Below are 13,751 nucleotides of genomic sequence, written 5' to 3' on the forward strand. Positions count from 1 at the left end.
AAACCATTCCGGGCGTGTCGCATGAAAGGCGGCCGTTCACATGCCCTGCCGCCGGCTCACCGCCGGCTCACCGCCGGCTCACTTGGAGGACGACGCGTGCGAGCCGCCGTCCGTACGGTAGAAGCCGTGCCCCTTGAACTCGATGGGCACGGCGGAGTACACCTTGCGCACCTGCGGCTGGGCGCACTTGGGGCATACGGTGACCGGATCGTCGGTGAACGACTGCACCTTGGTGAAGTCGTAGCCGCAACTCTTGCAACGGTAATGATACGTAGGCAACGTTCCCTCCCAATGTCGGTAACATCCGCTTCGGCTGTCAACCGTTCATATCCTAGTCATGCCGGCGACACGCCGATCATCGTTATGCCATCGGGCGTAAGCACGGCGTCCACCGGCACGTCGTGAGGCTCGCTCGGCAGCGCACGGTCCGTCACCTCCCACGGCCAGCAGACCGCCACGATGCCGCAGTTCCGCGCCATGGCCGCCAATGCACGGTCATACCATCCGCCGCCGCGCCCCAACCTCACCCCGTTCGCCGTGCTCACCGCAAGCGCCGGCAGCAGCACCAGATTCGCATCCCGCAACGCCTCCGCAGAATCCAGCACCGGAGCGCCCACGGGCTCCGCAGGCCGGCGCGAACCGCCCCCACACCGGTCGGGATCGCGCAGGCCGTCCAGCGCGGCGAGTTCGCTCCAGCCCACATCCAGCCCACGCCCCAGCCGCGGCACCAGCACACGCACCCCATGCTCCAGCAGCAGGGCCAGCAACGGCCGCGTCTCGATCTCCGTGCCCATGGACACGTACGCGGCAACCGTGGGCCTCTCGGAAGTCCGTCGCGCGCCAACGCCGTCCAGCAATCCGCTGCCGCGCAGCGCGCCCGCCAGCCGCTCCCCCGCGGCCGATCGCTCCGCGGCGTCCGTACCACGCCTGCGCCTGAGCGCTTCGGCGCGCAACGCCCGCTTCCGGGCGGCGATCGCATCCGCATCTTCCATGGCATCGTTCACGCCTTCCACCATACGACGGCATGCGGCGAGGTTCCCGTGGACGGTTGCCGGGCGGATGGGCGGATCGTCACGCATAATGGGGAGACGGCAACGCACAACAGGACTTCAGCAACGCGATTGAAGACACAGATGAAGGAGCGAGCAATGGTTCGGGTTTCCGTGGTGGGCGCCAAGGGGCGCATGGGCAGTCACGTGGTGGACGCGGTCGGCCACGCGCAGGATACGACGCTGGCGCTAGCGCTGGATGCCGGTGACGATCTGACGGCGATCACGCCGGATAACACGGATGTGGCGGTCGAATTCACCGTGCCGTCCGTCGCGCTGAACAACGTGCTCATGCTCATCGGTCAGGGCGTGAACGTGGTGGTGGGCACCACAGGATGGACCGAGGAGAAGCTCGCTCGGGTGCGCGAGGCCCTTGCCACCGCACCGCGCAGGGATCAGGCCGTGTTCATCGCCCCGAACTTCGCGATCAGCGCGGTGCTGGCGGACCATTTCGCCACGGTGGCCGCCCGGTATTTCGAATCCGCGGAGGTGATCGAACTGCACCATCCCACCAAGGTGGACGCCCCCTCGGGCACTGCGTTCCATACCGCGCAGGGCATCGCCGCCGCACGCCGGGCCGCCGGGCTCGGACCGGTGCCGGACGCCACGCAGACCGATGGCGGCTCCCGCGGTCAGGTGGTCGACGGCATCCACGTGCACGCGGTGCGGCTGCGCGGCCTCAACGCGCACGAGGAGATCCTCTTCGGCAACGCGGGCGAGCAGCTGACCATCCGCGCGGACAGCTTCGACCGCACGAGCTTCATGCCGGGCGTGCTGCTGGCCGTCCGCAAGCTGGCCGAGGGCGGTCACGCGGGCCTGACCGTCGGCCTCGATCATTTCCTCGACCTCTAAACCGCCCACGCCCACGCAAACTGGAAAGATTGACCGTAAAACAGCCCTCCAAACCGGCCATTTTGCGGTCAATCTTTCCAGTTTGCGGTGTATCAGCGGCCGGTTAGCGCTCGTTGAACACCGCCCAATGAGCTGAGCCGTGAAGCGGGAAGTCCAGTGGACTTCCCGTAGGCGAAGTGAGCGGCCACCACGGCCGCGAAGGCCGCCTCATTGGGCGGTGCTCAACGCTTGTCGTTGAACACCGCCCAATGAGGCGGCAGCTCACCGAGAATGCGCGCATCGTCGTCGGCGTCGCGTTGGGCCGCAGTGCGCTCGTCGGACGGGTCGAGTTTCACGCCGTCGGCGTCGAACCGTTCCGTGCCCTTGCGCACCACGCGCCGGTGCTGCCTCTTAGTGCACGGCAGAGGCGCCGGCTCGCGGTTGACGTGCGAGCCTTCCGCATTCTCGCGATCGTCAGGATCGCCGCTCATCGCAGGTCCCCGTACACGCTGGCCAAGTGGGCAACCACCCGGTCGACCTCCTTGTCCGGGTTCACGAACGCCCCCACGGACCACACGGTCATCACGGACCACCCGAGCATCTGCAGGTCCTCCATGCGCAGGCGATGGCGCTTGCGCGTGGACTGCACGCCCATGAAGTTCACGTCATCGGTGAGCACGGCCAGAGCGAACGGCTTGCCGTTCACGCCCACGACGAGCGGAATGCGGCCGGAGGCGTCGTCGAAGCCGTAGTCCACGGCCACGTTGAGACCGCGAGCGCGGATGCGGTCGGCCAGATCGGCGAGCAGCACGTTACCCTCGACCGGCTCGTGCGCGACCGGGCGCACCGGCTCGGGGGCCAGCTGCTCGGCCCAGATGAGCATGTCGCGCAGCAGCTTCGGACCGGGCTGGTGGAGCCGATCCTCTTCCAAATCCGCGGAGGTGAACGCGGAAACGATGTCCAGATTGCGGTTGGCGAGCGCCATCGCGTCGAGCAGCATGCCGGCACCGCCTTCGCCCTCGAGGTCGCCGAACTGCTGGAGCAGCCGGCCGTGCGAGGTCTTGGCGAAGCCGAGCGAGAGGATCACATCCGTGGACTGTGCGCCGGCCACCTCGTCCAGCCCGATGATGCGAACGTGGCGCAGGAACTTGCCGAACGCGGCGTCCTTGGCGGCCCGGTTCTTCAGTTCCGCGCCGAGACGTGTGCGGTGGGTGCTGGACAGGGTCACGACGGTCAGCGTGTAGGAGGCGGGCACGATGGTGAAGCCGTCCGCACGGCGGTGGAGCATGTCCACCACGGCGTCGATCTCCTGCTGGTTGGATTCCACGAGCCCGGAGGTGAGCACGGGCACGCCCACACCGTCCACGCCGGTGTACGCCACGCTACCGCGCGCGGATTCGGTGGCAATGTCGTAGTTCACGTCCCCGTAGCCATGGGCCTCGAGGAACGCGGATACGCGCGGGGCACGGCGGCCGGGGCGACCGGAGATCTCGACGTGCGGCAGCAGGGATGCGAGCAGCTTCACGCCGTCGCTGGTCACGGTGGCCCCGTGCGCCAGCACCACCACGTGCCGTGCGCGCCGAAGCACGGACAGCAGTTCGATGGGCGCAATGTGCGCGGCCGCATCGATGATCGCCACGTCCGCCAGCTCCTCCGGTTCGGTCATGGCGGCCAGCGTGGCCGGCGTGGCCACGAGGATGGGCTTGGCGAGCTTCATGATCGTCGGATACGTGTGCATGAGCCGTCCGAGCGGCACGCGCGCGGAGGATGCCAGCATGGTGTGCAGCTGGTTGGCTTCCTGCGTGTGGGCGAACAGCATCTCGGAGAGACGACGGATGGACTCCTGCCCCACCATCGCGCCGATCGAGCGCACGTGTTCGGTGTCCACCTGACTGAACCGGTCGGCCGCGTTGGACAGCGCCGAACCGTCCTGGTTGGAGATGATGGCCGAGGAGTGGACGATGTCGTCGAACACGGTGGTCCACCACGACAGGCGCAGCTCGTTGGCCACGGCCGCCTCACCCACCTGACGGTTCTTGAGGTCCGTGACGAGGTCCTGCAGGCCCGCGGCGTTGAAGTCGCGTTCCAGGCAGGCGCGTTCGGGCAGCGTGTCGAGCGCGGTGTGGTCGTCGAACAGGGTCTTGAGCCGGGCCTCCACCTCGTTGAGCGGCGTGATGCTCAGGTTGCCGCCGGCCGGGGTGGTGGCGAGCACGGTGTCCAGCGCGGTCAGGTCGCGGTTGAGGGCGTCCTGCGATTCGATGATCCGGTCGAGCTTGGGCGGCAGCACGGGCCATCCGCCGGCCGGCACGAAGGTGCGCCACTGCTGGGCCTGCTTGAGCACCACGATGAGCGCCTCGTGCAGGTCCTCGATCTGCGCCCCCACGCGCAGCAGGCTCCGGGCCTCCTTGATGTGCCGGCGCCGCTCCCAGAAGCCCATGGACGTGCCGGAGGACTTGCGGTCCTCCTTGGACTTGGTGGCTTCAATCATGGCGGGAATGTCCCGCTCGAAGATGGCGGGCTGGAACACGTCCAGCACGCGGCGCAGGTTCTTGAGCACCATCACCTGCCGACCCCATTCCTGCGCGGTCGTGGGCACGGGGAATCCGCAGGTCTGCGCGGTGGCTGCCACGTGCTCGCGGGTGGCGGGCAGGATCTTCTCCAGCAAGCGCACCACACGCTGGTAGGCGTCCACGGCCTCGTCCTCACTGAACAGGGAAGCGCCGAACCATGCGGTGTCCGACGGGGTGATGGTGAACTCGCCAAGCTGTGCGGCGCGTTCCAGCTTGCCGCCCCACTCGTCGATCGAATCCTTGATGGCGTGGGCGGTGGTGGATGTCAGACGCACGCGCGTGGCGGGGTGCGTGGACAGCGTGGCAATGCGCGCCAGATTCTGGATGGTCTCGTAGGCGGAGAAGCCCCAGCTTTCGTTGGCCCCATGCAGGTCTCCGAGGTAGCGGGTCAGGCGGGAGCGCACGCCCACGAGTTCGTCGGCGAGCTGCTCGAAGTGGCTGGTGGCGGTGCCGGGCTGGAACCCCACAGCGCCGATGAGCTGGCGGTCAATGGCCTTGTTGGAGGCCGCGTCGGTCACGTCGAGCACCAGCGGGTTCATTTCGTTGGTGCGGATCTCCTGCATGAACCGGCGCTTCGATTCCATCACGCACGGCACATACAGCACGTTGCGGCCTTCCATGATGCAGCGCGAGGCGATCGCGGCGGACTGCACGGCCGTGTCCCGGTTGGCGGGTTCGTCGAGGAACAGCGAGTGGCCGGAGGCGGCCTGCTGGGCGGCGTAACGGACGGTGTTGTCCACGTCTCCGATCTCGTACTCGTTGTGCGGATCGCCGTCGAACGGACTGTATTCGGGGATGGTGGCCCTGAGCGTCTGCTGCGCTTCCTCGTTGCCGGCGATCGCGTCGAGCAGTGTGTTGCCGGTAGGCCCTTCGGCCAGCTGGTCGATGATGGTCAGGCTTTCGCCGATGAGCAGCGCCGACGGTTCGACGAAGCAGCCGAGCACGATGGTCCGTTCGATGGCGAAGTCGTCGATGACCTGGAACGTCTTGGCGGTGATCGCGTTGAACAGCGCAGAGGTTTCCGGCGTGCCGCCCTCATAGTGGGAGACGTCGAAGAGTTCCGCCGCATTGAGCGTGATGCCGTGGGAGCGCATGGCGGAGACGAACACCGAGTTCAGTTCCACCTTGCCGGTGAACCGGATGGCGGTCTTGGACGGCGACGTGGCCGAGGGGACCACTTCCACCGGGTAGAGCAGCACCGGCATGGCGGCGCCCTTCCACGTGGCCACGCCCACCACGAGCGAGAGTTCCGAGCAGCCGCTCACCCGCTCCTTGACGGCACGGTCGTCCAACACGCGTTCCAACCGGCGGTTGGCGGCGCGCAGCATGCCGTTGTCCCGGAACAGCGAGTCGAGATGGGCCTGCCCGGACGCGAACAGCTGGGCGATGCCCGACGGATGCGCGTGGGTCAGGTCGAGCTGTGCGGCCAGCTGGGAGATGTCTTCCAGAGGCGTGGTGCCGGACGCGGTCTGGTACGCCTGACGCCAGGCGCGGATGCGGTCCAGCGCGGATGTGTTGCGCTCACTCATTGATCGGCTTCCTCCCTTCCGTCACTTGCCCGTATACCGGCCGGTGGCCTTGAGGTAGTCCAGATAGCCTTCGTTGTGCTCAAGCGCGGCGTCCACGTCCTTGTCTCCCAGCGCGGCCAGCCAGGCGTACAGATCGTCGTAGAGCGCGGGGTTCATGGCCAGAAAGGGCAGCAGCTGCGGGTAGCGGGCCATGTCGTACTGGGCGGCGAGGTCGCGGGTGACCTTCGCTTGCTCGGACGTGTGACCGCCGGCCTCAATGACCGGTGCCGTCGCGGCCTGCGCGGCATGCCGGGAGACGAGTTCGAACACGGAACCCGGCTCGAAGGCTGCGGTCTGGGACGCGATCGGCTGGACGGCGGTCGGCTGGACGGTCGGCATGGACTGCACGGGCTGTGCCGAAACAGGCTGTGCCACGGTCACCTGCGGCTGAGCGGTCGCCGCCGGCTGCGAGGCCTGCTGCACGGATTGCGCGGTCGCGGCGGTCCGGATCACCGGCGTGGCGGCCTGCACGGTCTGCCGGGCGGCATCGCCATACTGCGCGGCGACTCCAGTCTGCGCAGCAATACCGGACTGCGCTGCAATACCCTGTCCGAATGGCAAAGGCTCCGCGTCCGCCGCCTGCTGCGCGTCCGCCTTCACCTCGTCGATCGCGTCGGCGAACAGATCACGCCCTTCACTCGCCTGAGAAACGTTCGCCTGAGGAACATCGGAGGCGATGATCGCCCCGGTGCCGCTGGCCACTGCACGGTCATGCAACGCGCCGATGCGGCTGCGCACGCTGCTCGCGTCGAATGCACCGGTGGGCTCGCCCGCACGCAGGTCGAGAATATCGTCCACGGACATGTCCGCCGCATCCGGCTCCTGATCCTGCGCACCGGCCGCCGCATAGGAGAACAGGTTCGGCACGTCACCGCCCGCGGACGGGGTCTCGACGGGCACCTCCATGCGAATGAAATCGACCGGCACGTCACCGAACTGGAAGCGCATCGTGGCGCGGGGCAGCAGGAAATCGGTCTGGGCCGGCACGCGCATGAGTTCGCCGTCGTCGCGCACTACGTAGGTGCCGTTGGTGCTGTTGAGATCGCGCAGCGAGCCCGCGCCCTGATCGGAAACACTGAACGCCGCATGCCGCTTGGACATCGATTTCGTCTGATCGGGCACGTCCAGCCGTCGCATGCCGTCATCGGCCAGCGGACGCAGGGGCTTGCGCCCGATCTCCAGACTCTCCCCCGGGTTCAGCCGCACTTCCTCTACGCCATTGACCTTCACGATCCACTGTTGGGCCGGTCGCTGTTCGTTCACTTCCGGTCAACCTCCTTGAAATCGGGTATAGCGAAACACGCACTATGAGCCATTGTGTCATGAAAGCCTGAATTTGTGGTGCATGTCGGCAGGTATTGACCCACAATCGTCACCCGCGGCCGGCAGCGGCCCGCCTCTCCGCTCTCTTTCCCTCCCGGTTCACGCTCAGCCCGCGCAGCACGACGATCTGGAACGGGATGGTGACGAGCAGCGAGAGCACGTCGCACACCGACTGGGCCATCTGCAGACCGAACAGGCCCACCGTGTGCGAGAGGATCACCACCGTGGGCGCCAAGAACAGGCCCTGCCGGCACAGCGCCAGAACCGAGGCGATGAACGTCTTGCCCATGGTCTGCTGCATCATGTTGGACGCCATGTTGAATCCGTTGCACGCCACGGTCATGCATTGAATGCGCAGCGCCACCACGCCCACCGCGATCACCGCCGGGTCGGAGCGGAACAGCTCGATGAGCTGCGGGGCGAACGTGGCCATGCCCACCGCCAGCACGGCCAGCACCGTGGTGGACAGCCACACCACGAACCAGTAGCCCTCCTTGACGCGATCGTACTTGCCGGCCCCGTAGTTGTAGCCGCACACGGGCTGCATCCCCTGCCCGAGGCCGATGATCACGGAATTGGCGAACATGGTGATGCGCATCACGATGGCCATGGCCGCGATGGCCGCGTCGCCGAACGGATTGGCCGCAAGGTTCACGCAGGTGACCGAGATGGAGTTCGCGCTCTGACGGATGAGCGAGGGCAGACCGCCGCCGAAGATCTCGCGCACCAGCAGCACGTCCGGACGGCAGCGGCGCAGATCCAGCCCGATCACCCCGAACTTCGCGCTCATGAGCGTGAGGATGGAGAAGCTCAGCGTCTGGCAGATGGCCGTGGCCAGTCCCGCCCCGAAGATGCCCAGATCGAGCACGAAGATGAACAGCGGTGCCAGCATGAAGTTGAGCAGCGCGCCGGACACGAGCCCCAGCATGCCGAACGCCGACTGCCCCTGATAGCGCAGCAGACCGTTGAGCGCGAACGAGCCGCACACGCAGGGCGCGGCCAGCAGGATGGGCGTCAGGTACTGCACGGCAAACGGCGCGATGGTGTCCGTGGAGCCGAGCATGTAGACGAGCGGGTGCAGCACCGCCAGGAAGCACAGTCCCACCGCCGCGCCGATGAGCACCGCGCCCGTGAATCCCACCGCCAGCAGGCGTGCCGTGCGGTCGTTGTTCCGCTTGCCGAGCTCGCGGCTCATGGAATTGCCCGAGCCGTTGCCGAAGAAGAAACCGATGGCCTGAAAGACGGTCATGACGGAGAAGGCGATGCCGATGGCCCCGGACTGCGCGGTGCCGAGGCGACCGATGAAGTACGTGTCGGTGAGGTTGTAGGCCATGGTGACCAGATTGGAGATCACCGCCGGCAGGCACAGCCGCAGGATGAGCGGGCGGACCGGGCTGCCGGTCATCTGCCGGTACTTTTCGTCTGCGGTCATGGGCTTCATCATCAACTTCACGCGCATACCCTACCACCGGGCTGGACTCAGGGACCGTATGCCGTGTCATACGTTGTACGTGCCGCCACAATCAGAATTGGCTGCGATTCGGGACCCAAACCGGCTCTCCTGTGTCCGAGCCAGCTACCATTCCCGAAAACCGGCGGCTAGTCCGGACGCAAACCGGGCTTCCCGCGACCGAAACAGCCACCGCACGCCCATATGCAGGAAGGCCCCGCGCGGAACGAATCCGTGCGGGGCCTTCCCGAAAAGCACTGGCAATGAGCGGGATTCCCTCCCGCGTGCATTACTTGAGCTCGACGGTGGCGCCAGCCTCTTCCAGCTGAGCCTTGGCCTTCTCGGCGTCTTCCTTCTTGGCCTTCTCGAGGATGGCCTTCGGAGCGCCGTCAACCATGGCCTTGGCGTCGGCCAGGCCAGCGTTGGTGATGGCCTTGACGGCCTTGATGACCTGGATCTTCTTGTCGCCGACGGCGGTCAGGACGACATCGAACTCGGTCTTCTCTTCCTCTTCGGCAGCGGCACCGGCAGCCGGAGCGGCGGCGACAGCGGCGACCGGAGCGGCGGCCTCGACGTCGAACTTCTCCTCGAAGGCCTTGACGAACTCGGAGAGCTCGACGAGGGTCATTTCACCGAAAGCTTCCAGCAGCTCTTCGTTGGTGTACTTAGCCATGATGGCTTCCTTTCATGCTGACGGCCGTGTGACGTGCGGTCCGGCCGCCTAATGTTGTTCTGTTGTTTTCCGAATGTCATGCGGCGAGCCGCATGGGGATCAAGCTGCCTTTTCCTGCTTCTCGCGCAGGGCGTCGATCGTACGCACAGCCTTGGTGGGCAGGGCGACGAACAGGTACGCGGCCTTCGCCGTGGTGGCCTTGAGGTCGCCGGCGAACTTGGACAGCAGCTGCGGGCGGGACATGAGATCCGCCAGCTTCTGGGCACCCTCGGCGTCGTAGACGGTGCCATCGGCATAACCGCCCGAGATCACGAGAGCCTTGTTGGTCTTGGCAAAGTCACGCAGCGTCTTCGCAGCCTCGATGAAGTCGCCCTTCACGAAGGTGATGGCGGTCGGGCCCTTGAGCAGGTCGTCAAGACCCTCAATGCCCGCTTCCTTGGCGGCGATGCGCGCCAGCGTGTTCTTAGCCACAGTGTAGGAAGTATCGCGGCCTAGCTTTTCGCGCAGTTCGGAAACCTGCGGAACGGTAAGCCCGCGGTACTCGGTCAGGTAGACGGCGTCAGCGTTACGGAACTGTTCCGTAAGCTGCGCGACCACCGCTTCCTTTTCGGGCCTCTTCATGGCGTTCCTTCCTAGATCGGCCATTGGTCTGGAATCCGGATCGCCCTGCCGGAACCGGCGGCAGCCTCAGGGCAATAAAAAAGCCCTGCACGCAGGCAGAGCAACATATCAACCGCAAGCGAACTTGCGCACCCTTGCGGGCCTATATCTCTCAACCTGCGATGGCTTTGGCGAACCAAATTTCGGAAGTCCTTGCGGCCTTCAACCAACGGTCTGTGGTTTACAAATATGGCATACTACACGCTCGGACCGCAGCCGTGCAATCCGGGCGTGTCGCATCCGGCCTTCCTCACAAATTTGCGATGATGCTCATCCTGCAGCCCGAATCAGGCCCCTCAGATGCGCATCATCGCAAATTTGCTATTTCCATCATTCGTGGAGCACACCGATCGCGTCGATGAGGAGCGGCTCGTCCGTCGCAGTCGTCAATGCTACCTCGTGGCGCCCCGGCGTCAGACCGTGCAGCTGGAACTCGCAGCGCAGCGCCCCGTCGGTGGGCCACACGGGCAGCGCGCGCCCGTCGTTCCACGGCTGTCCATCCACCGTCACGGCGAGCTCGGCGCGGCCGGACGACCTGCCGAACACGTCCAGCCCCACGCCGTCGAACGCAAGGCTCACCGAGGCCCCGGCCCCTTCGGACGTGGTGGTGGTGCGGTTGTAGTCGTACATGCCCTTGCCCGCCTCGTGGGTCCACGGGCCCGCGTAGGCGAGCCGTGGCGTGGCGGTGTCATCCCAGGAGACGGTGTGCAGGTCGTCGATGAGCTCGGCGTAGTACGGCGCGAATCCGGGGATGCGCTCCACCCTGAGGTTGCTGAAGCGTACGTGGTTGAAACTCGTGCCCAGATTGACGCGCCCGGCCGACTGAGGGTGCTCGTCTCGCCAGGAGGCGATGTCTACGCCGTTGACCGCAAACGTGACAGTATCCCCCGCCACTTCGAGGCTCACCGTGTTCCACACGTCGGCGCCAGGCTCGAACGGGCGGGATATGGCCGCCTTCGCCCGCTTGCGCAGGTCCTCCAAGTGACCGCGGCGCTTCTCGTCGCCGAACCGGCGCAGCAGGTACACGCCGTCCGCGCGCAGCTTGACGTCGTAGGCGCAGATGTCGGTGGTGAACTTGCCGCCGGCCATCTCGCGCGCGCCCAGCAGCACGTAGGGCGCACGGCCCTCGTACGGTTCGAAGCACACGTCCACGCTCACCCGGTAGTTGGTCCAGCGCATGTCGCCGATCGCGGTGCGCGGGTCGCCCTCGATCCACGCGTTGCCGGCGTGCACCCAGTCGATCTGCTGGCGCAGCGCACGCCCGCGCTCCGGATCCGGCACCACTTCGAAGGCGCCGTTCGTGTCGGTCGTGTAGCGCGGGGTGGCACCGGAGTCGCCGCCGCGGGAGGCCAGGTACGGCTCGTCCACGGCCGCATCGCCCTTGAACACCGTCACGTCGGGGGCGTTCTCGTAACGGAAGTCGTCGGCGTAGAGCACGCCTCGCTCCGGATCTTGGTCCAGCACCGCGCGGGTGTGTTCGGCGGTGTGCGGCAGGCGCGGCACGTCGGCCTCGGTCAGCGTGAGCGTGGTGGCGGTGATCATGGACCACGGTTCCACGGTCAGATCGTATTCCACGGTTTCGCGGGCGTCACGGTCGGCATTGCCTTCGGAATCCTCCGCGCCCTCGTGCACGGTATAGCGGGCCGGCTGCAGCGTAGATCCGAGCCGCAGCCAGTTGGCGTCGTATGGATCGCCGGGCTGGGCGGCCTTGGTCGTCCACACGGCGATCGGCTTGCCGGCTGCGGGCAGATCGGCGTCCACGGCGAACCGGTAATGCTTTTCGTGGGCGCTGTCGTTCACGATCACCACCGAGCAGTCGGAACCGTCCGGCGCGGCGAGCGTCAGATAGCTCGGCTCCCCGTGGCGCGCCCCGTTGACCGGGTTGTTGCCACCCACTTCGCAGCCGGATGCCGCCGGGATGGCACGCCAGATGGGCCGCTCGCCGTCCCGATCGTCCACGCCCACCCAGCCGAGGTTCGCGAACTTGGCGAAGTGCTCGAGCACCGCGCAGCCGGCGTCGTAGTAGATCCAGCCGCTCCACGGGTCGCGCGCGGAGATGAGCTCCTTGTAGGAGTATTCCATGTTTTCGTAGAAGCTGCCGATGGCCGGCTGGTAGAGCGCGCACGTACGGCGGGATTCCACGAAGCCCTTGATCAGCGTGTTGGCCATTTCCAGCGGGCCGTTCTGTCCGCCGATGCCCGTGCCGCGCGAGCCTGCGCCGTTGTCGTTCGTGTTGTTCGGGCGGTCGGCCGAGCAGGAGAACGTGGCCTGCGCCTCGGAGTTCCACACCTCCTTGTCGAGCTCGTCCGCCAGACGCGTGAAGTTGCCGTGCGGGTCGTCCTCCACGGAGTAGTGGTAGGCGGCCACGTCGATGTCCCGGAGGTATTCGGCGTTGGCGACCAGATCGTCGCCGAACGTGCCGGTGACCTCTTCGTCGGAGGTGATGGCTTTGATGCGGTGGAACAGTTCGCGTTCCCGCTCGCTGGAGAAGCCGGCGTTCGGATCGTCCGGGCCGTTGCCTTCGAAGCCGGTTTCGTCGGTGCGCACGCGACGGGCGAACTCGGCCACCCAGTCGAGGTCCGCGGTGCGCTCGTTGACGTCCGGGTTGACGGAATCCACCATGAAACCGTATTCGCGGTAGGCCGCCAGAATGGTGTTCTTGTACCAGCGGTACACGTCGTCGTTGGTCTTCACCCACGTGGGGGCGTGCCAGCGCAGCATGCTCACGTGCAGGCGCGGATTGTAGCGGCGGGCGTCGGCGGCGAGCTGGAAGCCGGGTTCGCGCGTGACGGCGGGGTATTCGTCGCGGTCGCGCATGGTGGCCGCGTTCGGGCCGGTGGAGTTGTTGCAGTCGTTGCCCATCTCCACCTTGACGGTGTTCATCATGGGACGGTCGCCGGCGAACAGCGTCTCCACGAGTTTCCAGTACACGTCCGGATGTTCGGCCTTGTAGTCCATGAGCAGGCTGGACGTCGCGTTGCCGGACAGCACGCCGAAGCCCTTGTAGGTCAGACCGTTGCGATTGGCGGCCGCGCGGTCCACGTCTTGTTTGGCGAGCAGGACGTCCACCGTCGGCTGACTGGTGTTCTGGGTTGTGATCGTCATCTCGACTCCATTGTTAGCGAAAACATCGTACGATCATGATCATAGTCGATCATACCCGATCATCGACAATTGACGGCGACGCCGGCGGGCAGACCGTCCTCCCCTTCCTCGGACAAACCTTCCGGGGGATTTTGACCGACAGCCTTGGAATTCCGCCGTTCCGGGAAGAAATACGCCCGAAAGTTTGCCAGCCGCCGCGCGGGACCCGACAAACCTTCCCGCCCATTTCACGGCCGAACGGCGGAATGCCGCCCCTCGGCCAAATAATCCCCCCGAAAGTTTCCCGGATTCAATTTGTAAGTGCAACGCCCGTCTTCGGGTGGCTTGTCCTTGACAGTACCTTGCCGAGCTCGCGGTACCAAACCTCGTTGGGCGTTTCCCAGCCCAGGACCTTCAGCGGGGTGTCGTTGATCTCCTGGACGATGGCCTGCAGGTCCTCGTCCGAAAGGCCGTCGAAGCCGGTCCCCTTGGGCAGGTAGCGGCGGATCCTGCCGTTGCGGTTCTCGTTCGTGCCGCGCTGCC

At 66.2% G+C, this 13,751-nt stretch carries 11 protein-coding genes; 1 reads left to right on the forward strand and 10 read right to left on the reverse strand.

Going from position 1 to position 13,751, the window contains the following annotated elements; translation table 11 throughout:
• Nucleotides 1-78 precede the first annotated feature (78 nt).
• Both AC1AZA_RS09355 and AC1AZA_RS09360 read right to left on the reverse strand, forming a co-directional pair.
• Nucleotides 79-279 carry an FmdB family zinc ribbon protein gene (locus AC1AZA_RS09355; RefSeq protein ID WP_476514393.1) on the reverse strand — a complete coding sequence of 67 codons (201 nt, stop codon included), beginning with the start codon at nt 277-279 and terminating at the stop codon, nt 79-81.
• A gap of 56 nt (nt 280-335) precedes the next feature.
• The gene (locus AC1AZA_RS09360) at nt 336-1,004 is read right to left on the reverse strand and encodes a 5-formyltetrahydrofolate cyclo-ligase (protein ID WP_476514394.1); all 669 of its coding nucleotides are present in this window, start codon (nt 1,002-1,004) and stop codon (nt 336-338) included.
• A 144-nt stretch (nt 1,005-1,148) separates the two neighbouring features.
• Between AC1AZA_RS09360 and dapB the strand changes: the two genes are divergently transcribed.
• A complete protein-coding gene (gene dapB / locus AC1AZA_RS09365) occupies nt 1,149-1,901 on the forward strand; it encodes a 4-hydroxy-tetrahydrodipicolinate reductase (protein ID WP_476514395.1) in 753 nt (250 codons plus the stop codon).
• Nucleotides 1,902-2,122: 221 nt separating this feature from the next.
• Here dapB and AC1AZA_RS09370 read toward each other — a convergent pair whose 3' ends face one another.
• The 8 genes from AC1AZA_RS09370 to AC1AZA_RS09405 all read right to left on the reverse strand — a co-directional run.
• Nucleotides 2,123-2,371 carry a hypothetical protein gene (locus tag AC1AZA_RS09370; RefSeq protein WP_476514396.1) on the reverse strand — a complete coding sequence of 83 codons (249 nt, stop codon included), beginning with the start codon at nt 2,369-2,371 and terminating at the stop codon, nt 2,123-2,125.
• Nucleotides 2,368-5,979, reverse strand: a complete 3,612-nt coding sequence (locus AC1AZA_RS09375) for a helicase (protein WP_476514397.1) — start codon at nt 5,977-5,979, stop codon at nt 2,368-2,370. Before AC1AZA_RS09375 ends, AC1AZA_RS09370 begins: the two co-directional genes overlap by 4 nt.
• A gap of 21 nt (nt 5,980-6,000) precedes the next feature.
• On the reverse strand, nt 6,001-7,281 hold the full coding sequence (locus AC1AZA_RS09380; protein WP_476514398.1) for a variant leucine-rich repeat-containing protein: 1,281 nt from the start codon (nt 7,279-7,281) through the stop codon (nt 6,001-6,003).
• Between the two features lie 109 nt (nt 7,282-7,390).
• Nucleotides 7,391-8,773: an MATE family efflux transporter gene (locus tag AC1AZA_RS09385; protein WP_476514399.1), complete on the reverse strand. Its 1,383-nt coding sequence runs from the start codon at nt 8,771-8,773 to the stop codon at nt 7,391-7,393.
• Between the two features lie 307 nt (nt 8,774-9,080).
• Complete coding sequence (gene rplL, locus AC1AZA_RS09390) at nt 9,081-9,464, reverse strand: 50S ribosomal protein L7/L12 (RefSeq protein WP_044089143.1); 384 nt, start codon at nt 9,462-9,464, stop codon at nt 9,081-9,083.
• A gap of 99 nt (nt 9,465-9,563) precedes the next feature.
• On the reverse strand, nt 9,564-10,085 hold the full coding sequence (rplJ, locus tag AC1AZA_RS09395) for a 50S ribosomal protein L10 (protein WP_476514400.1): 522 nt from the start codon (nt 10,083-10,085) through the stop codon (nt 9,564-9,566).
• Between the two features lie 369 nt (nt 10,086-10,454).
• A complete protein-coding gene (locus AC1AZA_RS09400; RefSeq protein ID WP_476514401.1) occupies nt 10,455-13,229 on the reverse strand; it encodes a hypothetical protein in 2,775 nt (924 codons plus the stop codon).
• 289 nt (nt 13,230-13,518) lie between these two features.
• Nucleotides 13,519-13,751 (reverse strand): transposase (locus tag AC1AZA_RS09405; protein WP_476514402.1); only part of this gene is annotated, 233 nt, incomplete at its 5' end.

The sequence above is a fragment of the Bifidobacterium sp. LH_389 genome (genome assembly GCF_056357235.1).

Bases quoted from the DNA above. Each gene is read 5' to 3' on its own strand.
- dapB (WP_476514395.1), top strand. From the start codon at position 1,149: ATGGTTCGGGTTTCCGTGGTGGGCGCCAAGGGGCGCATGGGCAGTCAC.
- AC1AZA_RS09370 (WP_476514396.1), bottom strand. From the start codon at position 2,371: ATGAGCGGCGATCCTGACGATCGCGAGAATGCGGAAGGCTCGCACGTC.
- AC1AZA_RS09375 (WP_476514397.1), bottom strand. From the start codon at position 5,979: ATGAGTGAGCGCAACACATCCGCGCTGGACCGCATCCGCGCCTGGCGT.
- AC1AZA_RS09385 (WP_476514399.1), bottom strand. From the start codon at position 8,773: ATGACCGCAGACGAAAAGTACCGGCAGATGACCGGCAGCCCGGTCCGC.
- rplL (WP_044089143.1), bottom strand. From the start codon at position 9,464: ATGGCTAAGTACACCAACGAAGAGCTGCTGGAAGCTTTCGGTGAAATG.
- rplJ (WP_476514400.1), bottom strand. From the start codon at position 10,085: ATGAAGAGGCCCGAAAAGGAAGCGGTGGTCGCGCAGCTTACGGAACAG.
- AC1AZA_RS09400 (WP_476514401.1), bottom strand. From the start codon at position 13,229: ATGACGATCACAACCCAGAACACCAGTCAGCCGACGGTGGACGTCCTG.